Raw genomic sequence first — 25,909 nt, forward strand, 5'->3', positions numbered from 1 at the left:
TACCTCCTTATTAAATAGTTCGGTTCCTAACTATAGTACGATGAAGGTTATTGTTAGGTCAAGGAAATTTTCAATATAGTTTTTTAACTAAGCAAAAAAGATACTCAATATGAGTACCTTTGTGCTATGTTTTTAGCGCAATCTTGTTAAAAATTTAGAATTCAAATACCTTAGTCAAAACGAACGAACCCGATGGATTTATACTATTATTACCATGACCTTTTATATTCTCATCTCTAACGTAAATATATTTAACAGATCTTGAATCACCAGACCCAGAGTCCATTATACAACATATCCCCATGCCGACAGCATCTGTTGCATGTTGCTTAGGTATATACGAGTAGTTATACTCTTGAAACTTAACTTCTCCGCCTAAAATTCTTTGCCATCTTAAAATCCAGCCAGTTTGACATTCTGATAATTTCTTTTTAGGAGTTACTGTTTGTGTAGTATTCATAACCCATCCCCCAGTCCATAGTGCATCTTTTTGAAGCTCTGTTAAGACAGGCTTACCATTTTGCTGAATTTCATCCTTAAAATTCTTAACCCCAGCAATGTCTTCATTCCCAGTTTTTTTCACCACTGCTTCATCAAAATTATCAATAGCACTTGTATGCGTCTTCGGATACAACAAATTCCCTTTTTCTTCTAATTGTACGATATCTGCCATTATACTGCTCCCACCTTACTAAACGTTATTGTTGGTAATGTATCTAATTTTTTCTTGTCTACTGCACTCATCAGTCCGTTGACTGTTTGCGTTGCGGTAGTTGTCGTTGTTGCATTTACGCCCGCTGGTCCTTGTGGTCCCGCAGCACCAGTAGCACCTTTTAAGCCCTGAGGTCCTGTTGCGCCCATTGCTCCTTGCGGACCTGCTGGACCTATATCTCCTTTTTCACCTTTGATTGTTGTTAAACCTTCCACCGCATTTACGTGTGTTTTAGGATAAACAACAACACCATCACTTTTTAATTCGACGATATCTGTCATACTGTTCCCACCTTCTCTATTGATATTCCTGTTCCTTCAACGCCTAAATCTTTAGCAGTCAACGTAATATCTCCCGTTTTTCCATTGATCGAAGTCACACCGCTTCCTACTGTTTCGATTTTATCTAAACCAAGGATTGCACTAACGTGTGTTTCTGGAAAAACTTGGCGTTGTACACCCGCTTCATCCGTTTCCATGACTTTTTTTATTTCTACTTCATTTGCCATCAAACTGAACCTACCTTTCTTATGAAGAAAGTCTTTTGTTTTTCACTATCAATTTCAGCTATTACTAAAGCTGAAGCTTCTTTTTTATGTGTAACTGTTCCTAATTTGGTTACGCCGTGATTTAAGCTAAATTTATCATCTCGGATCGTTCTAAGGATTCCAGCTTCACCACTTTTCAACGTGAAATGTGCTTGTTTTAACTCTTCAATTAAATTTAAAAGATTCCCCGCAGCATTTTCATCTAAGATTTCTTTGATCGTTGCAAACCATTGATCGAATTCTGCTCTTTGAACTGTCGTCCATTGATCGTATCGCTCTTGATTTGTTGTGATCCAACTTTGAAACTCTGCAATAATACGCTGCAATTCTTCTTGTGCTACTAAATACCAATCATCATAAATCTCCTGGCATGTTTTCACCCATTCAGTGAAATAGCGTAAGATTTCCTCAAATGTCCAAATATAGTTACTATCTTTGATACCATCATCGTAAATACTTTCTTTGACTTGATAAGCAAAATCCCGTGTTGAAAATTGTTGTCGCCAGCTTAAATCTTTCTGTAATTCTCTAAAACTAAAGTAAGCAGTATTTTCTCCGACATTTTGCATATCGTAATTTGTTAATGTGTATTCTAATTTTCCTTTTTTTGCGTCGATGATTTTAGTGACCTTTTGCTCGGATAAACCAAGCCCCGCATGATGTCCTTGTTTGACGCAGAAAAAAGGGGTTAAATTTGAAATGTCTTTTGGTTTTCCATGTTCTGTTATTGTCACAGCCAAGACTTGGGTTCCTTCGTCAAATTGACGAACCATAATTGTTGGAATATTGTCGTTTGGTTGTGTCGTTGATAGAAAAATTGGATATACGATTGACATTTACTCACTCCTTTCTAAAAATTGATTATTTTGGCGGAATAACGATCGAACTGATCTCGCTTGATCCAACCCACGGGCGTTCATATTTACCAACGACCTGCCCTAATCCGATATTTTGTTCATAGGTTTGGAAACCACCAGGGGTTAACCCTCGAATAACGCCTGTATGACCATAGGTATAGTCAACGTTAAAACCACCGATGTTTCCACCGCGTTTCCAGTTGATAATTGCACCTGGTACTAACTGCTTATATGATGGGTTATATATTACTTTCCATCCAACAGCAGCCCAATCATAAGCGCTACCGATTTCCGCCGCTGCTTCTGTGTCTCCTATGTTATGGCTTAACGGATAGCCCGTACTTGCGCCTAAACCACAACCACCTAAAAATCCAGAATACTCTGCAGGCACTGCATAACACTGTCCATTTCCTAAGGGTTGCTTATATAAGGTGTCTAAATGAGCTAGTCCCGCAGCTCCCGTTGACGCTCCTGGTTTCAAATTTCTTAACTTGTCATACCAGTATTGAGCTTGTTGTGCCCTTACTGGTTGATTAGGATATTTAGGATGCTCGTAAAATGCAATAAAATATTCTGCTGACAATTTAACATCCGAAAGCTTAGTGAAATCTCTAAAAGAGATGTTTGATAAATCTGGTCTTTCATAGTTTGGAAACCATTGCTGATTATTTTCCATTTCCCATTGTATTCGTTGACATTGGGAATCCAGCGTTCGATGATCCAATCCATTTTCATTACACCAATTAACTAGCTTGGATTTAGGTGTCCATTGAGTTAGTCCATAACCGCCGCCGCCACTTAGTTCGTCGATATCAGGCATGATCCCCGATTCTGATTGGATATTCCCTAGCATTCCAGCAATCGATTGTTCACTCCAGCCTTTATTTTTAAAGAATTGCCAGATGCCCCAAGCATTTTTTTCTTGGTCGGTTGTTAGTTCTGGTGGTATTCCTCCACCGATGCTACCAGATCCTCCACTGCCGTTACCGGTTATTTCTTTGCCATTAAGAAATAGCTTGCCATTAATATGCAAATCCCCATTATGATTCCAAATTGCTCGTGAATTTAGCTTAGGCTCTTCCATTGTGCTATCTTTTGGTATTTGAATAACATAGTTAGAAGTATTTTCTTTATCTTTACTTCCAGAATTTAATGAAAAAATAAAACCTGGTTGTTGAATGACTGCAAATCCATTAACTTTGCCATCACTTGTCGTTGCACTTATGGAACCTAATCTTTTATTTACCTTTTTATCGCTGAAAATAATATTTCCATTTAGAATTTTTATTTGAAATGTGTCATCTAGCGTCTTGAACTCGCAACCTTCAATTGTTCGACCTCTAATTGTCCCAGCTTGAATAAAATCAGCATTAAATTTTCCGTCAATCGTCCAAGCAGTTTTATATTTTCCTTTATTAAAATCTCCATCAATAAAACCGATACCTTCACTATTGGCAACTAGAAAATGGTCACTGGTCTCAAGTGAATCCTTGTTCATCCATACCATTTGATACGGTTCACGACTAGTTGATTTTCCCGTTTCAATCCCGTTCATAAGCTTTATAGAACCGCCTTTGGCTCCACGAATAATATCATCTTGCCACTTTGAAATTTCTTCTGAATCATAAAAAGTCATTTTCTTTTCTTCCAAAGAATCGACGTTCCCTTTTAAATCCGAAGTAGCTTTTGAAATGCTTTTTGAAATATTATCTCCTAACCCTGCTTCGACTTTGCCCGTCAAACGATCGTTTTTTACTTTGAAAATGCGAGTTTCGTAGTGATAGTTTCGGTCATGTCTATGGATAGTCACAGTATTTCCAATCGTATCTCCACCTAAAATTTCAGTTTTAAATTGAACGAGTGGACGTGAATATTCAATGAGTGAATCATATGTTTTTTGAAGTAATTTTTCTGGACTTTCTTCTTCATCAAACGTGATGACTTTTTCCCGTTTTCTCATGCCGCCATTTTTTAGCGGGATGCCGTATTGTGTTGTCATTTCAGGAAATTCTAGCCAATTTTGTCCCTTTGGTTTATTTAAAGGTTTGCCATTTGCTTTTTTCCACTCTATATTTGTAAACTCAATACGCTTGCCTTTTCCATCACCGACATCTTCACCACGGCCCCGTCCAATCAGGCTTGTATATACTTGATTGCGATCTTGTTCTTTTATGATACTTAATGCTTTATCACCGTAAGTAAAACGCTGGTTACTTTGTTCACCAATTTCACGATATATCTCTAGCCATTTATCTGTGATACCGATACCATCTATTTTGTATTTAAATAAAATTTCGCAGCCTTTTGTTTGAATATTTTTTAATGCATCACGCACAGAGAGGAAACTAAAATCTTCTGTGATGACAGGTAAGTTTGCATCGATTTTCCCTAAACGCCACTCTGTTTCTGTTAAAAGTTTTTGTACTGTATTTTTGATTGAATCGTTTTTAGCTTCAACATTTTTTACTACATAAGAATCAAGTTCATCAGGTGCAAAGCTAATTCCTACAAAAGATAAAATGTTCTCAGATTCAGTGTCTAAAATAATTCTGTATAAGCTATAATAAGAAGCTTCCTCTTTTACAGCCATATACGCTGCTTGTTTTAATTCTTCATCGTAAACAGTGGAGACATTTAGAGTATCATTCATCAATTCTTCTTTATTTGAAGTAATTTCTTTTTCCTGAATGACTTCTATCAGCTCGTTTTCTTTCACGATCCGAAGTAAGTGCTGTCGCTCATCAAAAAAATAAACACTTTTATTCATAGCTGTACCTCCCGATAAGAAATAATCATCGATCCATTGCTACAACCAATAGTTTGACCTTCTTGGATCGTAAAATTTTCAAAATCACTTTCTAAATCAAGTAGAAAAGTTTGATCCAGCTTATTTACAAAAACTTTTCCTTTTAGGAAATCAAAAATGACTCGATCACCAGCACTTAAATTGTAGCTGGTAATTTTAATCGTTTTATCTCCATTTGAAATCATTAATGAACCAAATTTTGCAATAATGACTTCAATTTTTTCAGGGGTTGTTGGATAAGGCAAATAGGTAGTGATTGCGCCATCTGTTTTTAATAATACAGAATATTTTTTAGGATCCGCACAAAGAATTTCAAAACTTGCAATAATGCTGTTTGTATCTCCACGTACATCATCCGTGGTCATATATTGTCCATAATAATGGTAATCCAGCTCATCTTTAAACCGAATCTCAACATCTGACTCTTTATAAAGTAAACGCATCAACTGATGGTATTTTTTTTGCACATCTTTTGCGTCTTTTCCAATTAATTGATAGCTTACTTTGATTGTTCTAGCAGGTAGCTTTTGATTTAGTTTGATACTACCGACTTGTGTTTCTTGCGTTTCTATATTGAGAGATAACATTTCCCTACCAGTTACAGCTAGTGTACGGTAGCCTGTGATCATTTTTTCAAGATAAAGGCCGTCATACAGCATAGCTGACGAAGGAAGGATCAAATCATCTTTGTGAACTTTTTTCGTTGTGTCTTCAAAATAATACATTTTTTCCCTCCTTCTAAAATGCTAAATTGATAGCAGAATCTTGTCCCATTGCTTCTGAAATGTCTGAAACAAAAGCTTTGAATTGTTGATTGCCGAGTTTGATGTTGAAGGTTGCTGGTTGTTTTTCCACTTGCAAGGTTTGTGTGCTACTGCTACTGGATTGTGTTGAAAGTTTTTGGACACTATCCACTTGCTGGTCAATGCTATCTAAACTTGGTAAGAAAACTTTAGATGTCAAATCATCCATTGGTTTATCAACAATATGAGCATTTCTTTCTATACCGATTGCCAAACCAGCTGGTAACATAGCACCAATTTTATCGCGCATCCAACGAGATGGTGAATGAATATTGAAAATATTACAGAATTTATCTTGAATTGCCTTACCAATTTCATGTGCTTTCTCAAGAACAGCACTTTTGGCCCCTTGAATACCGTCCATAAGTCCCTTCATTAAATTATATCCAATATCAAAGCCATTTTCAGAAAATTCTTTACTAAGATCTTTGATAATTTTCATTCCAACTTTTGCAATTTCTTCAGATGATTTGTCTAGTTTATCAAGTAAATCTTTAATAATTTGTGCTATTAAATCGCTTAGAATAGGAGATTCTTCAGTAATTCCTTTAATTAATTGATCTATAAATCCTACACCTAACTGAACAATGTCTGGCATTTTGGTGTTGAGTAGCATAACCAATGAATCTAACATTGAACCTATCAATTCTGTCAGTCCGGGAATCGCTGTGTTCAAACCTACAATCATTTGGTTTATAAAGTCCATACCAAATTGAACAAGCTCTGGTATTTTTGCATGTAGTAGCTCAATTAAAGAATCCGCAGTTGAGCTAATTAAATTTATTAAGGAAGGAATCATCGCACTAATCCCTGTAATCATCTGGTTTATAAAATTCATACCAAATTGGACAATCGCTGGAATCTTAGTATTAAGCAATAAAATTAAAGAATCCAGTGTTGCACTAATCAAGTCCATTAATAGAGGGATACTCATATTAAAGCCTACAATCATTTGATTTATAAAATCCAAACCAAATTGGACAACCGCTGGAATTCTTGCGTTAAGCATTACAATTAAAGCATCTAACCATTCTGATAGAACTGCCGTAAAAATTGGAATTTGAGATTTTAACCCAACAATCAAACTTGAAATTAATTGTATTCCCAACTCAGATAATTTCGGTATTTTTTGAGCGATAACTTGCAAAAGAGTATCTAGTAATTTAGAAAGTAATTCACCTACAGCTTTCATACTTGACTCAAGTATCTTAGGGAACTTCTGCATTATAAAAGTTATTCCTTTAACTATATTTGTAGCTGCGTTTTTAAGTATTTTCATTACTTTAATGATTTTATTTACTGCACTTGAAAGCACATCTATCGTTAGCACAATCACTTTTTTTACAGTATTGACAACACTTTTGATGACATTAGAAATCTTTGAAATATTTTTATTAATAGTTGTTTCCGTATTCTCTATAATACTTTGTAGCAAATCTAAAGCTTTTATAGCGGGCATTGTATCTATATCGACCTTTTTATTATCCATAATCTTCCTCCTTTCTAGTTTATTTTGTCAGCACCATGTTTCTATGAATTAAAATTAGCAATCCAATTTTGAAGTTGATCTTTTTCACCTTTCGAAACTGAACTATACTGTTTTCCAAGTATTTTATCCTCAGCCTTTTGATAATTAAAGAATTTTTCAAATGTTCGGTAAACTGGTTTTCCTTTTTTTGTTTGGCCTGCCATCACAGTTGCCCAAGCTTGTAAGTGAATATCATAGTGTCTATCCAAACGCTTTAATTGATGAGCCTTGATTCTTAATTCATATTCGGGAATTGTCATTCGATTAATTTCATTTAGGTCATCCATATCTAAATAACGTAAACAATTAAGTTGAACTTGCTGATAGCTTTCTTCAAAGTCAGATTCTTCTGATTTTAAATCTCGGCTTCTTCCAACATTTTGTTCACCATCACTGCTGTATATTCGGACTTTTTTAGCTCTTCAATAACCGCTTCGAATAATGTTTGCGAACCGACTTCTTCTATATAAGCTTCTAAGTCTTTGACTTGAATTCGAGGTTTTTCTGTCATATTGCTAATCAATAATGTTTCAAAAAGAGTGTCTACATCAGACAATAATAAATTTGAGATAATCGCTCCAACACCAAGTTTAAGCTTCATACCACCTCGTTCAACAGAGTATCGTTGATTTACTTCTTTTAAAAAGCCATAGCCAAATTTAAAGTTAAATAATTTTTCATTGATCGTAAGTTCCATTATTTCCCTCCTAATGTTCGAAAGAGATCAACATTGCTTATCTCTTTTTTTATTCTGCAACTTCTACTTTCACAGTATCCTTAAATTCATAATCTCCACCCGCTGTTGCATCGACAACTAGTGAAGCAAATCCATTCTTGCCTGCACCTTCGATTGCCCATTCTAAAGAATACTCCACTTTATTTTCAGCTGTATCCGTTTCTTCAAAGGAAGTAAAATAGCCTTCAAAATATTTTGCCTTATACTTTCCTTCATTATTACCCGTGCCAATTTCTTTGGTATTAATACGCCAGATTTGAACACGTTTATTTTCATCCATCGCTGTTTCTAATTTATCGATTTGAGTTGAACCGATTTTGTATAGCGTTGTAGCAGTTACTGTTGTTTCAGTTGCTCCTGGTGTTACAACACTACCGTCTTTCGTTACTGTCGATTCACTTTCTTTCGATTTTGAATAACCATTTTCTGTACTGTAGGCTAGTCCCCACGCACTTTCATTTCCTTCGTCTTCGGCTAAACGAAAACGCCAAACTACATCTACTCCGCTTAATGCTGTCATATGTTCATTTCCTCCTTTAGTCTGTTACTACTGTTTTAATTCTTCTAATAATTGAAGCGATCGCTTTAATTGAGATGCAAGTTGATTTTTTCTTCGTTGTTCTTCTTTTACCCGCTTTTGCAGCTTTCGGATAATTTTTAACTGTTTTTTGATTGTCTTATCTTGCTGCTCAAACGATACATCTGTTTTAGTATTCAAAAAAACATCGTTCAATTTCGCTTTGACATCTCCTCTCATTTAAAGTCTCGGGCGACTATGATTATCGAAGTTATACAACAATTATTACTTGATGAACTTAGTATACGTGGAATTAATGAGTGCAAACTCCCAGATTTCTGTTGGTATTATCCCGACTTCCTTTTATTTTCCTGTCACTATTTGGGCACTTCAACCTTATTTTTTGCAGTCTTAGCCAGTTACTGTGGTAAAATAATAGAAGTTCTTCCTATTTTGATACAGGAATAGTATGTATGAAAGGATGTGTAAAACATGCTCTTACAACGGTACACCGCTGATTTTTTAGCAATGATCCAGCACTATCAATTAAATGATGAGCAATTACTCTATACAGGAACTCCTGAAATACCCATCCAAATTTCTCAGACAAACCCTTTTATCCATCCAATTTTAGGGATAGAAAACAAACAATTAACAAATTTTTTTATTTTAGATGAAAAAAAAGATGTTGCTTTATATACAACAAATGAACAAGCTATTTTACTCAGAACCTTCTCTACAGATAAGCGATATCAAGGACATGGCTACGCAAAAGCAGTGCTAAAATCGCTACCCGATTACATTCGATCAAATTTCCCAGATATTAATGAAATCATTCTTGCAGTAAACAAAAATAACATTGCTGCCCAAACACTCTATGAAAAAACAGGTTTTGAGCGTTTAGAGAAAATTATCCAAGGAGAATTTGGACCGCTATTCGTCATGAATATGAAGTTAGAAGTTTGATAAAAAGGAAGAAACGTATAATGATTAAAAAAATAATCGAAAATGAACACCTCTATTTAAGAGAATTCACGCTCAATGATTTTGAGGATTTATGTTTGATTTTACAAGACGAAGAAACAATGTATGCATATGAATCAGTATTCACAGATGAAAAGGTAAAAGATTGGTTAAATTGGAACTTAAAAAGCTATCAAGAAAATGGTTTTGGTTTGTGGGCGATCATCGATAAAAAAAGGAATAATTTTATTGGACAATGTGGTATTGTTTATTCTGAAGTTGAAAATGATTCCTTATTAGAAATTGGTTACTTAGTCAACAAACGTTATTGGAATCAAGGTTATGCAACCTCTGCTAGCAAATTATGTATCACTTATGCCAAAAATGTATTAAATGCAGAAAAAATTTGTTCGATTATCCGAGATACCAATAGTCCTTCTCAAAAAGTTGCTGAAAAAAATAACATGACGATTGTAAAACAATTTGATAAAGATTATTCTGGTCTACCAGTTCGTCACTTCGTTTATAGTATTGATTTAAATAAGTAAGGAAAGTAGTGAGTAACTTGTTATTTTTAGATCATAGTCCTGACCTTAGCCCCATCGATTTAGAAATTTATAAATATATTGCCTCTCATATCGATGAAGTCGTGTACATGAGAATTCGCGAATTGGCCAAAGAAACCCATAGCAGTACAGCTAGTATTTTGCGTTTTTGCCGAAAATTTGGCTGCGAAGGATTTTCTGAATTTAAAATTAAATTGAATTTATATCGAAAATCATTGGCTGAACCTGTAACCACCCATGCTGTAGATGAAACATCTTTTACTAATTTTATCCAACGATCGACCGAAACTTTTTATCAAGAACGAATTCAAGCAGCGGCGAAATTGTTGTCCGAGAAAGATCTTGTTTTGTTTATCGGGACAGGATCATCAAATATTATTGCTGAATATGGTGCGTTGTACTTTTCATCTATTTTCAGTATGGCCTTTCATATTGAAGATCCAATCAATCATCCAGTTAACTTTTTTAATAAAAGCATGGCGAAAAATGTTTGTGTGATCGCTCTTTCTGTCAGTGGTGAAAATGAAGCGATTATTAATTATCTGAATCATTTTATTACAAATGATAGCTCGATCATTTCGATTACAAATAGTGAAAAGTCACCGATTGCGGCTCTTTCTGATGTAAATATTCCTTATTACATTTCAACAGAAAGAATTGGTGATAGTGATATTACCTCTCAAGTTCCAGCACTTTATACCGTTGAGTATTTAGCAAAAGAAGTGCAAAAACAAAAGCAAGACCACTCATAAAATTGAGCAGTCTTGCTTTTTTAGTTTAGTTACTTTCTTTAAAGAATGCAGGTAAATATTGTTTATGCGCTTCTAATAGTTCATCCATTACCTCTTTTGCTACATCGCCACTTGTGATCAATGGATTCATTGTAAATGCTTGTAGCAACGTACCGTAATCACCGGTAACTGCTGCTTCAATTGTTAATTCTTCCATTGATTTCATCACTTGCAACAAACCACGTTCTTGAGGTTTGAAGCTACCGAAATTGTAAGGGACTGGTCCTTTTCCTGTAATCGTACACGTCACTTCTACGGCACTTTCAGCTGGTAAATCTGTGATCGTCCCATTGTTTCTAGTGCTAACGGTCATCGTTGTGCGTTTATCATTATGGATAGAGTTGATGATTTCACACGCTGCATCACTATAACGAGCGCCGCCACGTTCTGCTAATTGTTTTGGTTTGTAATCTAGATTTGGATCTTTATATAGTTCAAACAATTCATGTTCGATTTCTTTCACTTTTTCGGCACGTGTTCCATTGTTTTTAAAGTCTTCTAATTCTTCAGCTAACATTTTATCTGTATAGTAATAATAGTTGTGGTATGGACAAGGAACCATGTGTAAATTTTCAACTTGTTCCCAAATCAAGTTATTGTCTTTGATATTGGCTACGATTGACTTTGCATCATCTTGACCGTACATCACTTTGATCAGTTCATCTGTGCGATCATTCCCGTTTTTATCTGTAATCGTGTGCCAATGTAAATGATTGATCCCAGCAAATTGGAAGAATAAGTCGCGGTTATTTTCACCTAATAACTCTGCTTCTTCAAATACTGCGTTAACTGGAATGTTACATAATCCCACAACCTTATCCCAATTTCCATAACGTAAAACAGCTTCTGTTACCATTCCTGCTGGATTTGTAAAGTTGATCAACCAAGCATTTGGACATAATTCTTTCATGTCTTCTACGATATCTAAAATCACTGGAACAGTTCTTAACGCTTTGAAAATTCCACCGGCCCCATTTGTTTCTTGACCGATCAACCCATGGCTTAAAGGAATTCGTTCATCTAAAATACGAGCATCTAATAATCCTACACGTAATTGCGTTGTAACAAAATCAGCATCTTTCAATGCTTCACGACGATCTAGCGTTAAATGAACCTCACAATCAACACCAGCTGCTTTGACCATACGTTTTGCCATAGCCCCAACGATTTCTAGTTTTTCTTTTCCTGCTTCAATATCAACTAGCCATAATTCACGCACAGGCAATTCATCATAACGTTTAATAAATCCTTCTACTAATTCTGGTGTGTAACTTGATCCTCCACCAATTGTAACGATTTTAATTCCTTTTGACATTTCGTTCAGCTCCTTAAGCGTTTTATCTGACCTCAGTATAGCGCTTACGAAGAAAACAATATATAGAAAAAACAAAAGTAGTTACACGATGAAAGAAGAGGTAACTTGTGACATCTAGGTAACGTAGTGTAACTAAAAAAGCATTGAACAAAATTCTTTTTCTGTCCAACACTTTATTTATCTCAATCGATCATCATACTCATTAAATGAACATCTAAAAATTCACCATCGTCCGTTTTCGCCCCTCGCGGCATGATCGCTTCTGTTTTAAATCCCATTTTTTCATAAACATGGACCGCACGCTGATTTCGATGCTGCACCGTTAATTCTAAACGACGAATCACTTCGCTTTCCTTCGCCCATAAAATCAACTCGTCCATCATCAAACTCCCTAAACCAAAGCCCCAAAAGTCTTTTAAGATACTGATCCCGATCTCACCAATGTGTTCCATACGTTTTTTTGATGACGCTTTGACAGAAGCCGTACCAATGACTTTGCCATCTGCTAAGGCAACCATCAACACGTTGTTCGATGATTCATAAAGATTTGCTAAGTTCTCACTCATCTCAACGGGAGTCATCTCCATTCCTTTTTCATCCATCACGAGATAAGGCGTCTCACTGCCAATAACTTTTAATGCATGTAAAATCTCTGCTGCATCATCTGGAATAGCTTCCCGAATTGTAAATTCAACCTCTGTCATGCATGTTCCTCCATTTTTTTCTGAATACGTTCTAAAAACATTTGTGATTGCGAACCAATCGCTTGAAATGATATTGTTCTTTTTTCCAGATTTTCTAGATCTTTTTCGATCATTATATCTAAATAGTCTGTCGGTAAAAATTCACCCAATAATTTTCCCCACTCAACAACAGATAAGCCGTCCCCTTCAAAATATTCATCTAAGCCCAAATCATCGGTGGCACCTTCAATACGATACACATCCATATGATACAACGGTAGACGCCCTTGCTGATACTCTCGAATAATTGTATAGGTAGGGCTTTTGATCATTTGGTCGATTCCTAAGCCTAAAGCAATCCCTTTAGTCATCGTAGTTTTCCCTGCACCTAAATCACCAGAAAGAATGATCGTGTCACCAGGCTCTGCGGCAGAACCAATGATTTTAGCTATCGCTTCTGTCTCACCTGAATTATTAATTAGTATATCCATTTTTTCACCTGCCTATCTAAACTATTCATGTTTCTATGTAGTGTAGTATACCGAATTATGACAAAAAAAACTAGAGAACTAGAACAAAACGCTGAACGTTTGATTCGAGTTCTCCAGTAAATGTAATTAGCTCATTAATGTTTGTGCAGCAGTGATGATTGATAATTTGTAGATATCTTCTTCGTTTGCTCCACGTGATAAATCTGAAACCGGTTTGTTCAACCCTTGTAAAATTGGACCGATTGCTTCAAAGTTACCTAAACGTTGAGCGATCTTGTAGCCAATATTTCCTGACTGTAATTCAGGGAAAACAAAGACTGTTGCTTGTCCAGCTACAGGTGAATTAGGTGCTTTTAATTGTGCAACTGATGCAACATATGATGCGTCAAATTGTAATTCACCGTCGATTTCAAGTTCAGGTGCTAAACTTTTAGCAATTTTAGTTGCTTCGACAACTTTATCAACTTCAGGTGCTTTAGCAGAACCTTTTGTTGAAAAACTCATCATTGCAACTTTTGGCTCGATATCGAATAATTCCGCTGTTTTTGCACTATCGACTGCAATCTCAGCTAACTCTTGTGCTGTTGGATTTACATTGATCGCGCAATCTGCAAAGATATATTTTTCTTGGTCGCGACCACGAACCATGATCATCGCACCACTTGTACGGCTAACACCTGGTTTTGTTTTGATGATTTGTAGTGCTGGACGAACAGTATCTCCAGTTGAGTGGATCGCTCCACTAACCATACCATCAGCTAGTCCCATGTAAGTTAGCATTGTCCCAAAGTAGTTTACATCTTTTAAAATCTTACGTGCATCTTCATCTGTAACTTTTCCATTACGGCGTTCAACAAATGCTTGAACCATATCTTCCCATCCATCATAATTATCTGGATCGATGATCGTAAAGTTAGAAGCTTTAATTCCGCGAGCATGTGCTGCTTCCACGATTGCTTCTTGTTTACCGATCAAGATCGGTTCCATCAACTCTTCTGCTTTCAAGCGAGCAGCAGCTCCTAAAATACGAGGATCTGTTGCTTCTGGGAAAACAATTTTAATGTTACGGCGAATGACTTTAAATTTTAAGCTATCGAATAATTCCACGATATACCCTCCAATGATTATTTATACAATCTAATCATACACCATTCCGCAAGAAAATAACAGTTATTTATAGCTGTATTAGTGTAAAAAATGTTGATTCTGATATTATATTCACAAACTTGTCCTTCTGCACTATAACAGAGTTCGCTGTTTTAAGACACTGTATCAGGCAACTGCCAGTTGATTGGTGTTTCGCCTAATTGTTCTAAAGCTTGATTGGTTTTTGAGAATGGTTTTGATCCAAAAAAACCGCGATGTGCTGCTAAAGGACTTGGATGTGGAGACTTGATAATGATATGTTTGTTTGTATCAATCATTTTGATTTTTTCTTGGGCCGGTTTGCCCCATAAAATAAAGACAATAGGCTGATCACGTTCATTCAACTTTTTAATGATGGCATCCGTCAAATTCTCCCAGCCTTGTCCCCGATGAGAATAGGCTTGACCATTGCGAACAGTTAAAACAGTATTTAATAAGAGAACGCCTTGTTTGGCCCAACTTTCTAAAAATCCATGTGAAACAGGCGGATAACCTAAATCCGCTTGAAGCTCTTTATAGATGTTCATTAACGAAGGTGGTGTTCTAACCCCTGGTTGGACAGAAAAACTTAATCCATGAGCTTGGTTGGGCCCATGATACGGGTCTTGCCCCAATATCACAACTTTTACATCTTCGTACGGTGTTAACTCTAAAGCAGAATAAATATGGTACATATCTGGATATATCGTTTGATCGCTATATTCCTGTTTTAAAAATTTTCTTAGATTTAAATAATACTCCTTTGTAAATTCTTCTTCTAACACTTCCTGCCAACTATTATGAATGATTTCCTTCATTAGTCGCCCTCCTTTGATTTGCTTAATTCAATATTTTACGAACTATTAATAATTAAAACTTCTATTCTGAAAACTTTCTTTTACACTTTTAGCATAGCGGATTTATTAAGAAGTGACAAGAGAATTTTTTCTGCACTGAAATGGAAAAAACATGGTAAACTATAGATAAGATAAATAAACGAGGTGTAGAAAATTTTATGATTAAACTGATTGCTTCAGACATGGATGGAACACTACTGGATTCAAAGATGGGTATTTCAAAAGACAATGTTTCTGCGATTAAAGAAGCCGAACGTCTAGGTATCGAATTTATGGTTGCCACAGGAAGAGCATATGCAGAGGCTAAACCTGCGTTAGAAGAAGCTGGAATCGAGTGTGCCATGATTACTTTGAACGGTGCTAAAGTATTTGATAAAGCAGGTAATTCTCTTTTCACTGCTGGTATTGAAAAAGAAACTGCAAATGACATCTTAGATATTTTAGAGGCCAACGACATTTATTTTGAAGTGTCTACCAATAAAGGGATCTATTCTGAAAAACAAGAAAAAAGAATCGAAAACTTTGCTTCACATATTGCAACAACAATGCCCCATTTAACATACAAAGTAGCAATTGCAATGGCTGCAGCTCATTTATCTCTACTAGATATCACTTATATTGAGGATATGCGCTCATTGATTCAACAAGATGACATCGAAGTTTTAAAAATTATTGGTTTCAGTATGGAAGGACCAAAAGCATTGGCTCCAGCAAGTGTTAAAATCAGAGAACTAGCAGATTTAGTTGTTACTTCATCCGCTCAAAACAATATTGAAGTCAACCATAAAAATGCCCAAAAAGGAATCGCAGTCGCTCATGTTGCAAAAGATCGTGGGATTTCTGAAAAGGAAGTCATGACTATCGGCGATAATTTTAATGATGTGAGTATGCTCCAGTGGGCTGATGTCAGTTTTGCAATGGGAAATGCTGAGTTAGAGGTCAAAGATCATGCCAAATACATTACGTCGACAAATCTGGAAAATGGAGTAGGCGAAGCCATCTTACGAGCAATTCGAGAAAACCTATAACTACCTAAGCTAATAAACAATAAGGAAAAGAGGTGAGATATGGTGTCTGAGTTTTTTATCCAAGAACAACAATTGAGTAAAGTCACTAGAACCCTTGTCAAAGACGAAGACGGCAAGTCCATTTTCTTACTTGTTGGACGTTGGGGGACGCGTGGCGATGCACTTTCTTTATACACGATGAACGGTGAGTTAGTTGCAAGTATCAGACAAACATCTTTTGCCTTTGGATCAAGATTTGAATTATACAAAGGATTTGAAAAAGTTGGCGTTTTAAGAAAAATCCTAAATTTAAATGCTGATTTTTATTATATCCAGCATATGCATTGGACTGTTTTAGGTGATATAAAAAATCATCGCTACTCTATCTACCAGGTCAACCATAAAATTATGGAAATGAGTAAAGCCACTCTTTTTTCTGGTGATTATTTTAGTTTGGTGGTTACAAACGATGAAGATGCTCCATTATGCATTTGTGTTGCTGCTGTGTTGGATTATTGGTTATATAATCGGAAGAAAAATCAACATCATAAACCGATCGCAGGTTGGGGAACTTGCTAAAAAAAATCAGCGAATATTATTCGCTGATTTTTTTCTGCATATGATCGTAAAGATGACCACTAATCATCATCTCAGCAACATCTTTAAAGCCTTTACGACTATACAATTTTTTAGCATTAGGATTTCCTTTATCCACACTCAATCCAATAATTTCTTTGCCATCTCTTTTAGCCATTTGTGGCAAAGCATCTAATAATTTAGAACCAATCCCTGAGCCACGATGCTTTTCATTAACAGAAATCGAATCTAAATACCATTCATCTGGCAAGGTTTCAGGATCAATGAATATTCTGATTTCTTCATCCAAATTGTATTTACGTAAAACTTTTTTTAACGGCTCATCAATAATAGGCTCATCTTCATTTGGGTAGCCAAATGCAATTCCTGCTACTTCTCCATCTTCTTCATAAACCAATCCTCGTTTATAGCCATAACGATAAGTTGGATCTGCCACAGCTTCGGCTAAAACCGCCAAAAGTGTTTCTTCTGGAATAATTTCTAATAATGGTAATTCCATATCTTTTAAAATAACTAAAATTAACGGAGCAATAGCCTCTCCGTCTTCTTTTGTTGCAAAACGAATCATTGTTATTCCTCACTTTCTTTATTGAAGTGTAACATTTATTTTATTCTAATGCATTACATTCACTTTTTTTTTAATTTGTTTTAATAAATAAAAAAATAGTATAATTCCTTCTCTCGCTTCCATAAGCACAAAAAAAGACACTCAATGAGTGTCTTCAGACTGTAGACAAACGCCTAAATTTGGAGTGTTGTTTACAGTTTTTTTGTTTTATACTAATTGTATAAACTATTTTGGGAGTGATTCTAATGATGAAAAAACAATCTGTTGAAGGTAGAAATCAATTTGCTGTGTTAACGCTTGATGATCTTGTACCGAAAGATCACCTAGTTCGAAAAATTGATGCCGCGATTCAATTTGATTTTATTTATCCCATTGTAGAATCTACCTATTCGACCTTAGGTCGCCCTAGTATTGACCCGGTGATCTTAATTAAATTAGTTTTTATCCAATATTTATTTGGTATTCGTTCGATGAGACAGACAATTAAAGAAGTCGAAACAAATGTTGCTTATCGTTGGTTTTTAGGCTTTTCTTTTAACGAAAAAGTCCCTCATTTCTCCACATTCGGTAAAAATTATGTCCGAAGATTCAGAGAAACCACTTTGTTTGAAGACATTTTCTCTCATATTCTAGAACAAGCTGTAAAAGCTGGTTTTGTTACGGAAGACAACCTTTATATTGATTCTACTCATATCAAAGCAAATGCCAATAAACATAAATTCACGAAAGAAATGACCTACAGTCAAGCAAAAGCCTATCAAGATGAATTAGAAGATGAAATAAATAAAGAACGTATTGCGACGGGAAAACGCCCTTTTACATGGGACACAGAAAGTGAGTTGAGTCTTCGAAAAATAAGTTATTCAGACCCAGAAAGTGGTTACTATGTTAAAAGCGAACGAGAAAAACAATTTGCTTATTCTGCACACACTTCTTGCGATGACAATGGATTTGTCTTATCTACGCTAGTCACACCAGGAAATGTACATGATAGTCAAGTCGCAATTACTCTGGTTAAACAGTCAAAAAGAGCTTTTCCAAATATAAAACGTGTTGTCGCTGATGCGGGATATAAAAATCCGAAATTTGTTCATTTTCTGACACACTTGAACCTTTATCCAGTTCTTCCCTATACTGCACCTCATGGTGTGAAAGGGATGTTTCGTAAAAATGACTTTGTCTATGATGACTATTTTGATTGTTATTTATGCCCTAATAATCAACCGTTGCTATTTTCAACAATTACTCGTGAGGGCTATAGGACATATAAATCAAATCCAAAATTCTGTATGAGCTGCCCGTTACTTAAAACTTGTACATTGAGCGCAACACATCAAAAAGTTGTGACTCGACATATTTGGGCTGATCTGATGGACGAACTTGAGCACCAGCGCCATACAGCGTTGAATAAAGAAATCTACAAAAAGAGAAAACAAACCATTGAACGAATATTTGCAGATGCAAAAGAGAAGCATGGGATGCGTTGGACGAACTATCGAGGGATTGAAAAAGTCGCCACGCATACGATGCTTACGTTTGCTACCATGAATTTAAAGAAACTGGCTACATGGCTATGGAAAGAAGAAAAGCCTATAGCTTTTCGTTTCAAAATTAAGTATAGGATAGCCAAAAGGAGCTGGTTTAATTACCAACTCCTTTTTGTCTACAGTCTGACCGTTAGATTAATCTAACGGTTTTTTTATTGAATCGTAACTTTAACATTATTTCTGCGTCCCCAAATTAAACACTGGTCAACTGTCGGGAAATGTACATCAATGATGTTACCTTTGATTGCGCCACCAGTGTCTCCAGCAACCGCAAATCCGTATCCTTCTACTTCAACAAATGATCCTAGTGGGATCACACTCGGATCAACTGCGATCACATTACTTTGTGAACGAAGATCAATTCCAGTTGCTGTGATGAAACCAGAACCAGCTTCTCTCCATGAATACGCCGTTGACTGCATGTAAAGTACCCGGCCATTAGCGCCTCCATTACCAGTATCTCCACCAGGATTTGGTGTTTCATCTGGTTGTGATGGTGGTGTAACAACAGGTTGTTCTTCACTGCTAGAACTTGAAGAGCTGCTACTTGACTCGCTACTTGATGATGAATTGCTACTTGAACTTGAAGAAGCAGTAGCGTCAGCTTTTCTTTGAGCTTCTTCCGCAATAGCTTGTTTTTTACGAGCTGCAGCGGCTTTCTTCTCATCACTGATGCGTTTTTCTTCTGTTTGTTTTTGGCTAGCAATTTGTTGCAATGCTACTTGATTATCAGATAATTGCTGTTTTAAAGCTACAACTTGTTCATCCATTGCTGATGCTTCATCCTGTAATTTTGATTCGTTGGTTTGTAATTCTTCTTGTTTATTCTTTACAGTTTCTTGAAGTTCAGACAATTTTTCTTTATCTTTAGAAAGTCGATCTATTTTTTCTTTTTCTGCATTTTGTAAAATAGTCATCGCATACGCTTTATTAAAGAAATCTGATACACTTTCAGCATCTAATAATACTTGCCATGTACGTTGTTCCCCACTTAGTTGGACATCTTTCATTCGATTTCCAACAACTTCTTTACGGCGTGCAATGCTTTGTTCTGTCACTGTAATTTCAGCTTCAGAGTTCTTGATTGTTTCTTCAGCTTTTGAAATATCTACTTTGAGTTTTTCAATTTCAGCGTATTTTTCATTAACATCATTCAAAGCTGTATTGATATCTTCGCTAAGTGATTCTCCCGCTTGAGCAGTTTGTGCTTCTTTGTCCTTCAGCTCGTCTAATGACTCTGCTGCGGCACCAATTGGAAGAGCGACATTTACTAGCATGATAGCAGCTAAAAATGGTATCAATTTTTTTACTTTCACTGAATCCAACACCTTTCCTAACTAAATCCAACTCCACCTATTATACTAATCTATAGAGCTTATTTTATTTCAATAGTGTTACAATTTGTTACGTTTTAGCGAAAACACCCTTTTTTCTGTAACATTCCTGCCTTTCATCTATCCCTTTCCATTTCCAAAACCTACGAATAAAACCAATCATATCAACGTTTATATCCGTTATAGCACACAAAAACATACTGTTATACTAAACAGAAATTAGTCAGTTTTATTTTTGTTTTTATTGATGATTTCTTGAACTTCGGAAGAGTTTTTCACCTTTTTCAACTTCAAATTAGGATAATTTCGCACCCAACGTTTCTGATTGAAGTCCATATGGGTCAATAATTTTTTGATCGCTGGACTATCTTTGAAGTCTTCTAACCAAGATAGATGCTCGGCTGTTTTTAGCTGCTTTCTATCATTGAGTTCTTCTGATACAGATTGCTTTAGCTCCGTAAAATTAGCTGAAAGTTCATCACGCTTTTCATTCAATGTAGCCGCTAATTCATGTTTCCGCTCTTCTACTGCCATACTGATTTGCGCTGTGACTTTTTTGAATGATTGCATATTGATGAGCGTATAGATTAAATCGCTTATAATAAGAAGCAATAAAATAATTGGCAAAACAATACCAAATTTTTCAGATAAAAATTCTTCTAATACCATTACTTTTGGATGGATGACACGTACAATCAAGACACAACCGATTCCCCAAAAAAGTGAAACAGGTAATGCCACACGACCATTGATATTTAATGGTACATCTTTATAGTCCCACCAGGAAGCGTGAAATAGCTTTTCCAAGCCGTAACTCGTAATATACTCCAAAATAGTTACCAGAATTGTTGAAAGTAAGTATAAAACCACAATATCTTGCTTTAACGGCTCTAAGAAATAAAGAACACTTAAAATGCCAAAACCATAAATCGGACAATAAGGACCGATCAAAAAACCGCGATATACAAATTTTCTTGCCTTTATTGAGCAATAAACAGTCTCCCAAAGCCAACCAATAAATGAGTAGATGAAAAATAATAAGACAATTTTGATAAATTCATTCATATTTTTTCTCCTTAGAAATAGCATTTACTAGTTATTGTATCAAATAAATGTGGTTTAATGCGAGCAACTTTATTCTCAGATGAGATTGATATACAATAGAAGGGAAATCTTATAAGATCATCTCTCAGAAAAAAGAGCGCTGCTGAATCAGGGGAAAGATGCCTCGTTGAATAATCCTGCTCAGCTTTTAAATTTAGGAGGAAACCCATGTTTAGTTTACTCACATATGCAAAGAAATACCGCAAACAAATTATTCTCGGTCCATTTTTCAAGTTTTTGGAAGCTTGTTTTGAATTAGTTTTACCCTTATTTATGGCTCGTTTAGTTGATCAGGGAATTAGAAATAACGACCGGTCTTACGTGCTTCAAATGGCAGGTTGGATGCTTTTGATGTCAATCATCGGGTTGATTTGTGTAATGATCTGTCAATATTATTCATCTATTGCTTCACAAGGATTTGGAACAGAATTAAGAAATCAATTGATGAAAAAAATCAATCAGCTTTCCCATGCTGAATTAAACAGTTTTGGAACAGATACCTTGATTACACGCATGACAAATGACATTAATCAATTGCAATTGGCTTTGGCAATGCTGATTCGCCTCGTAATCCGTGCACCATTTTTAAGTATTGGTTCTGTTATTATGGCTTTTTATATCAATGTGCAAATGGGACTGATTTTTCTTCTTATGTTACCGATTTTTTGTCTTATTCTTTATTTCATTATAAAAACGACAGTGCCTTTATATAAAAAAGTTCAAGAAAAACTGGATTTGTTAAACCGACAAATCAGTCAAAATTTGAGTGGTGTTAGAGTCATTAGAGCCTTTGCTAGAAAAAAAACAGAAGAAAAGCATGTCAATGACGTAACAGATGACCTTTCTTCTATTTATATTCGTGTTTCTAACATTTCAGCTTTGCTTACACCTGCCACTACCTTAGTGATGAATCTTGGTATTCTGGCCTTGCTTTACCTTGGCGGTATCAAAGTAGAGATTGGAGGATTACAACAAGGTGAAGTGTTGGCTTTGATCAATTATATGAACCAAATGCTATTAGCTTTAATCGTTGTGTCCAATCTGGTTATCATTTTTACTCGAGCCTCAGCATCCGCTTCAAGAGTTAGTGAAGTCCTATCTGTTGTTCCGAGTATTCAATCAAAAAATTCAGAAATCACTGTTAAGGAGCAAACAAAGGGAATCTTATTCGATCACGTCTCCTTTCGTTATCAACCTTCTGCGGGGTTAGCTTTGACGGATGTTTCTTTGAAGATTCCAGCAAATTCTGTCCTAGGTATCACGGGTCCAACTGGTGGTGGGAAAAGCACTTTAACTCAGTTGATTCCCCGTTTTTATGACACAAGTGAAGGCAACTTATTTGTTGATGGAATCAATGTTCGTGACTGGCCTATAGATAAACTACGCAAAAAAATCGCAGTCACACCTCAAACTGCAATTTTATTTACAGGAACAATTCGAGAAAATCTTCAATGGGGCAAAGAAAACGCTACGGATGAAGAATGTTGGCAAGCATTAGAAACCGCTCAATGCAAAGAGTTTGTTGAAACGTTAAGCGCGGGCTTAGATACACAAGTCTATGAAGGTGGGAAAAATTTTTCTGGCGGTCAAAAACAACGTTTGACGATTGCGCGTGCCTTGATCCATAAGCCTGATGTTTTGATCTTAGATGATTCTTTGAGCGCCTTAGATTATCAAACAGATTTAAATTTACGAACTGCCTTGCGTCAAGATCTAAAAGAAACTACATTGATTCTGATCTCTCAACGAATCAGTTCAATACAACAAGCCGATCAAATTTTAGTTTTGGCTAGTGGCAAGCAAGTCGGGTTAGGAACCCATGAAGAATTATTACGCCATTCTGAAGCCTATCGAGAAATCGTTGCTTCACAAGAGGAGGAAAGTAACTCATGACAACGAAAAAAATATCTACCAATTCATTTAATCGTTTCATGCCTTATCTGCTCCGATATCCTAAGGAAATGATTGCGGCAATTGTTCTTGGTATTCTTAGTGGACTGACCACGGTTTTGATGACTTATTATATGGGGAAATCCGTTGATACAATGATTGCAGAAGGAAATGTTGATTTCATAATGCTATTACGATTACTTAGTACTTTAGCAGGAATTTTAATTATTACAGTTATCAGCCAATGGTTGATTCAACGTTTAGGTAACTGGGTTTCCTATCTTTCTGTTGCAGAATTACGAAAAGATGCATTCGCTCATTTAAACCGGCTACCATTAAATTATTATGATCAAACTTCTCACGGAAACATTGTCAGCCGCTTTACAAACGATATGGATAATATTTCAGTAGCTTGCTCTGCTGTTTTTAACCAATTATTTTCAGGACTATCTGTTGTGATTATTGCCTTTTTCTTTATGTTAAAACTTAGCCCAATTCTTACAGCAGTGGTTTTGATAGCCACTCCGATCATTTTTCTAGTCAACTGGGCAGTCGCAAAATCATCTCAGAAAAATTTTTCTGCTCAACAAAAAATCGTAGGCGAAATTTCTGGTTTTGTTTCTGAAATGGTTGGAAATCAAAAAATAGTCAAAGCGTTCCAACAAGAAAATGTTTCTCAGCAACACTTTGAATCTTTGAATCAAGAATTGTATGTACGCGGGCAAAAAGCTCAGTTCTCCTCTTCACTTACAAATCCACTGTCTCGCTTTATCGATCATTTAGCGTACTTGTCAATCGGTCTTGTCGGTGGCTTATTGTTATTAAGCGGGAATCAAGCAATCACGATCGGGGTGATTTCTAGTTTCACGATTTATTCCAGTCAATTTTCTAAGCCCTTTATCGAATTATCTGGAATCACGACCCAAATTCAAACCGCTTTAGCAGGATTAGATCGGACATTTGAAATCATCAACCAGCCTGAAGAAAAACCTGATGGCAAGCATGCATTCGTTTTAAACGACGTTATTGGAAAAGTAACATTCGAGCAAGTGGATTTCTCGTATACTCCGTCAAAACCATTGATCCAAAACTTTAATCTAACTGCCTTACCTGGTGAAACAATTGCCATTGTCGGACAAACCGGAGCTGGAAAATCAACTCTAGTCAATTTACTGATGCGTTTTTATGAGGTAGATAAAGGTCAAATTTCAATTGATGGTCATAAAATCACTCAAGTCACTCGAGACAGTTTACGAAAAAGCTTTGGTATGGTTTTACAAGATACTTGGCTATTCGATAGTACGATTCGGGATAATTTGACTTATGGTAATCCTAGTGCAACAGATGAACAAATTGAAACTGCTATGAAAAAAGCGTATATCTTTGATTTTGTTACTCGTTTGCCTGAAGGGTTAGATACTTTGATTGGTGCCAGTGGAATCAAAATCTCCGAAGGCCAAAGACAATTGATGACGATAGCTAGAACAATGATTAGTGATCCGCCTATGTTGATTTTAGATGAAGCAACTAGTTCAGTTGATACTCTGACCGAAAAAAAGATTCAAGATGCCTTCTTACAAATGATGGACGGTCGTACTAGTTTCGTAATTGCTCATCGACTTTCAACAATTAAAAATGCGGATAAAATTCTAGTGATGGAACAAGGTTCTGTTGTCGAGATCGGCAGTCATGATGAGTTGATTAATAAAAAAGATGGGTTTTACCATGCATTATATGAAGCACAATTTAAAAATCAATTGTGACTCATTAAATCAAAGAATACCAAAAAGCCCTCACACTTCCTTGGGATGTTGGAAAGTTGAGGGCTCTTTTTTATTTTAAATTAGTCAATGATTTCTTCAAAAATTGTTTATACGGAACTTTATTTCCTAAATAATATGTGGCAACTACTTGGATCGGGAAAAAGATGATATTCTTCACAATTCTAGGTGCCCACCAAGCGAGATTGGAGATATTCACACCATACATTAATCCTAACCACAAAGGCGTCAAGAACATATGAATAATCAACGTAACGGACAATGTCGCCATGATTACTCGTTTCCATGTTAGATCTTTCTTGTAATAAAAGAACCCATAAATCGCACCAGAAATAAAGGCATTTAATGTAAAACCAGGAAAATAAGGTCCTTTAGGAAATAACAGCATACCGACTGTGTCAGCTACTGCACTACCAATCCCTGTCCAGAACGGACCAAAAAGAATGGCCATCAGTGATTCTGGAATAAAGGTCAAACTAATTCGTAAAAACTGGGTCTCAAACGAAATAAATCGTGTGAAAACGACCATTAACGCAATCAACAAACTCATCAGCGTAATAGTTCTGGTATCAATTTTTCTTTTCTTCATTTCTAGCATCTCCTCTAAGAGCTGCTACACAAAATATGCAGCGAATGCGAAAACAAAACCGCGAATATAGAAAAGCGGAACGAACTGGTTATCTCTTTTGAAAATTAGGAAAGTAGCATTGAAACGCTTTTTGTTTCACTGATACTTTATCTATTTTCCTAAAGGGATGGTTCGTGCAGCTAGATCATAGAAAAG

27 protein-coding genes and 1 pseudogene are annotated in these 25,909 nt (G+C 35.9%); 8 read left to right on the top strand and 20 right to left on the bottom strand.

Annotated elements, in window-relative coordinates; all coding sequences use genetic code 11:
- Positions 1 to 154: 154 nt before the first annotated feature.
- The 11 genes from AC4BB7_RS13725 to AC4BB7_RS13775 all read right to left on the bottom strand — a co-directional run bounded on the left by AC4BB7_RS13725 (position 155) and on the right by AC4BB7_RS13775 (position 8,746).
- Positions 155 to 673 carry a hypothetical protein gene (locus AC4BB7_RS13725; RefSeq protein WP_490483400.1) on the bottom strand — a complete coding sequence of 173 codons (519 nt, stop codon included), beginning with the start codon at positions 671 to 673 and terminating at the stop codon, positions 155 to 157.
- Positions 673 to 993, bottom strand: a complete 321-nt coding sequence (locus tag AC4BB7_RS13730) for a collagen-like protein (RefSeq protein ID WP_086314031.1) — start codon at positions 991 to 993, stop codon at positions 673 to 675. Before AC4BB7_RS13730 ends, AC4BB7_RS13725 begins: the two co-directional genes overlap by 1 nt.
- Positions 990 to 1,220: a hypothetical protein gene (locus AC4BB7_RS13735; protein WP_010771210.1), complete on the bottom strand. Its 231-nt coding sequence runs from the start codon at positions 1,218 to 1,220 to the stop codon at positions 990 to 992. The genes AC4BB7_RS13730 and AC4BB7_RS13735 overlap by 4 nt, the downstream gene beginning before the upstream one ends.
- The gene (locus tag AC4BB7_RS13740) at positions 1,220 to 2,095 is read right to left on the bottom strand and encodes a phage baseplate upper protein (RefSeq protein WP_490483401.1); all 876 of its coding nucleotides are present in this window, start codon (positions 2,093 to 2,095) and stop codon (positions 1,220 to 1,222) included. Before AC4BB7_RS13740 ends, AC4BB7_RS13735 begins: the two co-directional genes overlap by 1 nt.
- Before the next feature lie 25 nt (positions 2,096 to 2,120).
- Positions 2,121 to 4,883, bottom strand: a complete 2,763-nt coding sequence (locus tag AC4BB7_RS13745; protein WP_490483402.1) for a phage tail spike protein — start codon at positions 4,881 to 4,883, stop codon at positions 2,121 to 2,123.
- A complete protein-coding gene (locus AC4BB7_RS13750) occupies positions 4,880 to 5,647 on the bottom strand; it encodes a distal tail protein Dit (RefSeq protein ID WP_086314034.1) in 768 nt (255 codons plus the stop codon). The genes AC4BB7_RS13745 and AC4BB7_RS13750 overlap by 4 nt, the downstream gene beginning before the upstream one ends.
- A gap of 13 nt (positions 5,648 to 5,660) precedes the next feature.
- Positions 5,661 to 7,214: a phage tail protein gene (locus tag AC4BB7_RS13755; protein ID WP_490483403.1), complete on the bottom strand. Its 1,554-nt coding sequence runs from the start codon at positions 7,212 to 7,214 to the stop codon at positions 5,661 to 5,663.
- 41 nt (positions 7,215 to 7,255) lie between these two features.
- Positions 7,256 to 7,513 carry a hypothetical protein gene (locus AC4BB7_RS13760; protein WP_086346281.1) on the bottom strand — a complete coding sequence of 86 codons (258 nt, stop codon included), beginning with the start codon at positions 7,511 to 7,513 and terminating at the stop codon, positions 7,256 to 7,258.
- Positions 7,514 to 7,608: 95 nt separating this feature from the next.
- Entirely contained in the window at positions 7,609 to 7,950 is a 342-nt protein-coding gene (locus tag AC4BB7_RS13765; protein ID WP_490483404.1) for a tail assembly chaperone, read from the bottom strand.
- Positions 7,951 to 7,999: 49 nt separating this feature from the next.
- Complete coding sequence (locus AC4BB7_RS13770) at positions 8,000 to 8,509, bottom strand: phage major tail protein, TP901-1 family (RefSeq protein WP_490483405.1); 510 nt, start codon at positions 8,507 to 8,509, stop codon at positions 8,000 to 8,002.
- Between the two features lie 27 nt (positions 8,510 to 8,536).
- Entirely contained in the window at positions 8,537 to 8,746 is a 210-nt protein-coding gene (locus tag AC4BB7_RS13775; protein ID WP_490483406.1) for a hypothetical protein, read from the bottom strand.
- A 252-nt stretch (positions 8,747 to 8,998) separates the two neighbouring features.
- On the opposite strand from AC4BB7_RS13775, the gene AC4BB7_RS13780 reads away from it, so the two are divergent.
- From AC4BB7_RS13780 to AC4BB7_RS13790, 3 genes are read left to right on the top strand one after another with little or no spacing between them, the layout of a single operon-like run.
- Positions 8,999 to 9,472, top strand: coding sequence for a GNAT family N-acetyltransferase (locus tag AC4BB7_RS13780; RefSeq protein WP_490483407.1), 474 nt, complete (start codon positions 8,999 to 9,001; stop codon positions 9,470 to 9,472).
- A gap of 20 nt (positions 9,473 to 9,492) precedes the next feature.
- Positions 9,493 to 10,017, top strand: a complete 525-nt coding sequence (locus tag AC4BB7_RS13785) for a GNAT family N-acetyltransferase (RefSeq protein WP_490483408.1) — start codon at positions 9,493 to 9,495, stop codon at positions 10,015 to 10,017.
- A gap of 17 nt (positions 10,018 to 10,034) precedes the next feature.
- Positions 10,035 to 10,787, top strand: coding sequence for a MurR/RpiR family transcriptional regulator (locus tag AC4BB7_RS13790; protein ID WP_010771198.1), 753 nt, complete (start codon positions 10,035 to 10,037; stop codon positions 10,785 to 10,787).
- A gap of 25 nt (positions 10,788 to 10,812) precedes the next feature.
- Here AC4BB7_RS13790 and AC4BB7_RS13795 read toward each other — a convergent pair whose 3' ends face one another.
- From AC4BB7_RS13795 to AC4BB7_RS13815, 5 genes are all read right to left on the bottom strand, one after another.
- A complete protein-coding gene (locus AC4BB7_RS13795; RefSeq protein WP_490483409.1) occupies positions 10,813 to 12,141 on the bottom strand; it encodes a 6-phospho-beta-glucosidase in 1,329 nt (442 codons plus the stop codon).
- A 182-nt stretch (positions 12,142 to 12,323) separates the two neighbouring features.
- On the bottom strand, positions 12,324 to 12,845 hold the full coding sequence (locus AC4BB7_RS13800; protein ID WP_490483410.1) for a GNAT family N-acetyltransferase: 522 nt from the start codon (positions 12,843 to 12,845) through the stop codon (positions 12,324 to 12,326).
- Complete coding sequence (gene tsaE, locus AC4BB7_RS13805; protein WP_490483411.1) at positions 12,842 to 13,315, bottom strand: tRNA (adenosine(37)-N6)-threonylcarbamoyltransferase complex ATPase subunit type 1 TsaE; 474 nt, start codon at positions 13,313 to 13,315, stop codon at positions 12,842 to 12,844. The genes AC4BB7_RS13800 and tsaE overlap by 4 nt, the downstream gene beginning before the upstream one ends.
- A gap of 126 nt (positions 13,316 to 13,441) precedes the next feature.
- Positions 13,442 to 14,422: a phosphate acetyltransferase gene (pta, locus tag AC4BB7_RS13810; protein ID WP_086314043.1), complete on the bottom strand. Its 981-nt coding sequence runs from the start codon at positions 14,420 to 14,422 to the stop codon at positions 13,442 to 13,444.
- Between the two features lie 152 nt (positions 14,423 to 14,574).
- Positions 14,575 to 15,258 carry a uracil-DNA glycosylase gene (locus tag AC4BB7_RS13815; protein ID WP_086314044.1) on the bottom strand — a complete coding sequence of 228 codons (684 nt, stop codon included), beginning with the start codon at positions 15,256 to 15,258 and terminating at the stop codon, positions 14,575 to 14,577.
- A 197-nt stretch (positions 15,259 to 15,455) separates the two neighbouring features.
- On the opposite strand from AC4BB7_RS13815, the gene AC4BB7_RS13820 reads away from it, so the two are divergent.
- Both AC4BB7_RS13820 and AC4BB7_RS13825 read left to right on the top strand, forming a co-directional pair.
- The gene (locus tag AC4BB7_RS13820; RefSeq protein WP_490483412.1) at positions 15,456 to 16,325 is read left to right on the top strand and encodes a Cof-type HAD-IIB family hydrolase; all 870 of its coding nucleotides are present in this window, start codon (positions 15,456 to 15,458) and stop codon (positions 16,323 to 16,325) included.
- Between the two features lie 42 nt (positions 16,326 to 16,367).
- A complete protein-coding gene (locus tag AC4BB7_RS13825; protein ID WP_490485156.1) occupies positions 16,368 to 16,883 on the top strand; it encodes an LURP-one-related/scramblase family protein in 516 nt (171 codons plus the stop codon).
- A gap of 16 nt (positions 16,884 to 16,899) precedes the next feature.
- Here AC4BB7_RS13825 and AC4BB7_RS13830 read toward each other — a convergent pair whose 3' ends face one another.
- Positions 16,900 to 17,469: a GNAT family N-acetyltransferase gene (locus AC4BB7_RS13830; RefSeq protein ID WP_490483413.1), complete on the bottom strand. Its 570-nt coding sequence runs from the start codon at positions 17,467 to 17,469 to the stop codon at positions 16,900 to 16,902.
- Between the two features lie 245 nt (positions 17,470 to 17,714).
- Here AC4BB7_RS13830 and AC4BB7_RS13835 point away from each other — a divergent pair.
- Positions 17,715 to 19,143: pseudogene (locus AC4BB7_RS13835) on the top strand (IS1182 family transposase).
- A 25-nt stretch (positions 19,144 to 19,168) separates the two neighbouring features.
- On the opposite strand, the gene AC4BB7_RS13840 reads toward AC4BB7_RS13835, so the two are convergent.
- Positions 19,169 to 20,341, bottom strand: a complete 1,173-nt coding sequence (locus AC4BB7_RS13840) for a 3D domain-containing protein (protein WP_490483414.1) — start codon at positions 20,339 to 20,341, stop codon at positions 19,169 to 19,171.
- Positions 20,342 to 20,569: 228 nt separating this feature from the next.
- Positions 20,570 to 21,415: a putative ABC transporter permease gene (locus AC4BB7_RS13845; protein ID WP_490483415.1), complete on the bottom strand. Its 846-nt coding sequence runs from the start codon at positions 21,413 to 21,415 to the stop codon at positions 20,570 to 20,572.
- 207 nt (positions 21,416 to 21,622) lie between these two features.
- On the opposite strand from AC4BB7_RS13845, the gene AC4BB7_RS13850 reads away from it, so the two are divergent.
- Entirely contained in the window at positions 21,623 to 23,347 is a 1,725-nt protein-coding gene (locus tag AC4BB7_RS13850) for an ABC transporter ATP-binding protein (protein WP_490483416.1), read from the top strand.
- Positions 23,344 to 25,107, top strand: a complete 1,764-nt coding sequence (locus AC4BB7_RS13855) for an ABC transporter ATP-binding protein (RefSeq protein WP_490483417.1) — start codon at positions 23,344 to 23,346, stop codon at positions 25,105 to 25,107. Before AC4BB7_RS13850 ends, AC4BB7_RS13855 begins: the two co-directional genes overlap by 4 nt.
- 70 nt (positions 25,108 to 25,177) lie before the next feature.
- On the opposite strand, the gene AC4BB7_RS13860 is transcribed toward AC4BB7_RS13855, so the two are convergent.
- A complete protein-coding gene (locus AC4BB7_RS13860) occupies positions 25,178 to 25,714 on the bottom strand; it encodes a folate family ECF transporter S component (RefSeq protein WP_490483418.1) in 537 nt (178 codons plus the stop codon).
- Positions 25,715 to 25,909: the final 195 nt, after the last annotated feature.

The organism is Enterococcus sp. AAFC-DPL-5182, from assembly GCF_058216605.1.

Bases quoted from the DNA above. Each gene is read 5' to 3' on its own strand.
- AC4BB7_RS13725 (WP_490483400.1), bottom strand. From the start codon at position 673: ATGGCAGATATCGTACAATTAGAAGAAAAAGGGAATTTGTTGTATCCG.
- AC4BB7_RS13730 (WP_086314031.1), bottom strand. From the start codon at position 993: ATGACAGATATCGTCGAATTAAAAAGTGATGGTGTTGTTGTTTATCCT.
- AC4BB7_RS13735 (WP_010771210.1), bottom strand. From the start codon at position 1,220: ATGGCAAATGAAGTAGAAATAAAAAAAGTCATGGAAACGGATGAAGCG.
- AC4BB7_RS13740 (WP_490483401.1), bottom strand. From the start codon at position 2,095: ATGTCAATCGTATATCCAATTTTTCTATCAACGACACAACCAAACGAC.
- AC4BB7_RS13745 (WP_490483402.1), bottom strand. From the start codon at position 4,883: ATGAATAAAAGTGTTTATTTTTTTGATGAGCGACAGCACTTACTTCGG.
- AC4BB7_RS13750 (WP_086314034.1), bottom strand. From the start codon at position 5,647: ATGTATTATTTTGAAGACACAACGAAAAAAGTTCACAAAGATGATTTG.
- AC4BB7_RS13755 (WP_490483403.1), bottom strand. From the start codon at position 7,214: ATGGATAATAAAAAGGTCGATATAGATACAATGCCCGCTATAAAAGCT.
- AC4BB7_RS13760 (WP_086346281.1), bottom strand. From the start codon at position 7,513: ATGACAATTCCCGAATATGAATTAAGAATCAAGGCTCATCAATTAAAG.
- AC4BB7_RS13765 (WP_490483404.1), bottom strand. From the start codon at position 7,950: ATGGAACTTACGATCAATGAAAAATTATTTAACTTTAAATTTGGCTAT.
- AC4BB7_RS13770 (WP_490483405.1), bottom strand. From the start codon at position 8,509: ATGACAGCATTAAGCGGAGTAGATGTAGTTTGGCGTTTTCGTTTAGCC.
- AC4BB7_RS13775 (WP_490483406.1), bottom strand. From the start codon at position 8,746: ATGAGAGGAGATGTCAAAGCGAAATTGAACGATGTTTTTTTGAATACT.
- AC4BB7_RS13780 (WP_490483407.1), top strand. From the start codon at position 8,999: ATGCTCTTACAACGGTACACCGCTGATTTTTTAGCAATGATCCAGCAC.
- AC4BB7_RS13785 (WP_490483408.1), top strand. From the start codon at position 9,493: ATGATTAAAAAAATAATCGAAAATGAACACCTCTATTTAAGAGAATTC.
- AC4BB7_RS13795 (WP_490483409.1), bottom strand. From the start codon at position 12,141: ATGTCAAAAGGAATTAAAATCGTTACAATTGGTGGAGGATCAAGTTAC.
- AC4BB7_RS13800 (WP_490483410.1), bottom strand. From the start codon at position 12,845: ATGACAGAGGTTGAATTTACAATTCGGGAAGCTATTCCAGATGATGCA.
- tsaE (WP_490483411.1), bottom strand. From the start codon at position 13,315: ATGGATATACTAATTAATAATTCAGGTGAGACAGAAGCGATAGCTAAA.
- AC4BB7_RS13815 (WP_086314044.1), bottom strand. From the start codon at position 15,258: ATGAAGGAAATCATTCATAATAGTTGGCAGGAAGTGTTAGAAGAAGAA.
- AC4BB7_RS13820 (WP_490483412.1), top strand. From the start codon at position 15,456: ATGATTAAACTGATTGCTTCAGACATGGATGGAACACTACTGGATTCA.
- AC4BB7_RS13830 (WP_490483413.1), bottom strand. From the start codon at position 17,469: ATGATTCGTTTTGCAACAAAAGAAGACGGAGAGGCTATTGCTCCGTTA.
- AC4BB7_RS13845 (WP_490483415.1), bottom strand. From the start codon at position 21,415: ATGAATGAATTTATCAAAATTGTCTTATTATTTTTCATCTACTCATTT.
- AC4BB7_RS13850 (WP_490483416.1), top strand. From the start codon at position 21,623: ATGTTTAGTTTACTCACATATGCAAAGAAATACCGCAAACAAATTATT.
- AC4BB7_RS13855 (WP_490483417.1), top strand. From the start codon at position 23,344: ATGACAACGAAAAAAATATCTACCAATTCATTTAATCGTTTCATGCCT.
- AC4BB7_RS13860 (WP_490483418.1), bottom strand. From the start codon at position 25,714: ATGAAGAAAAGAAAAATTGATACCAGAACTATTACGCTGATGAGTTTG.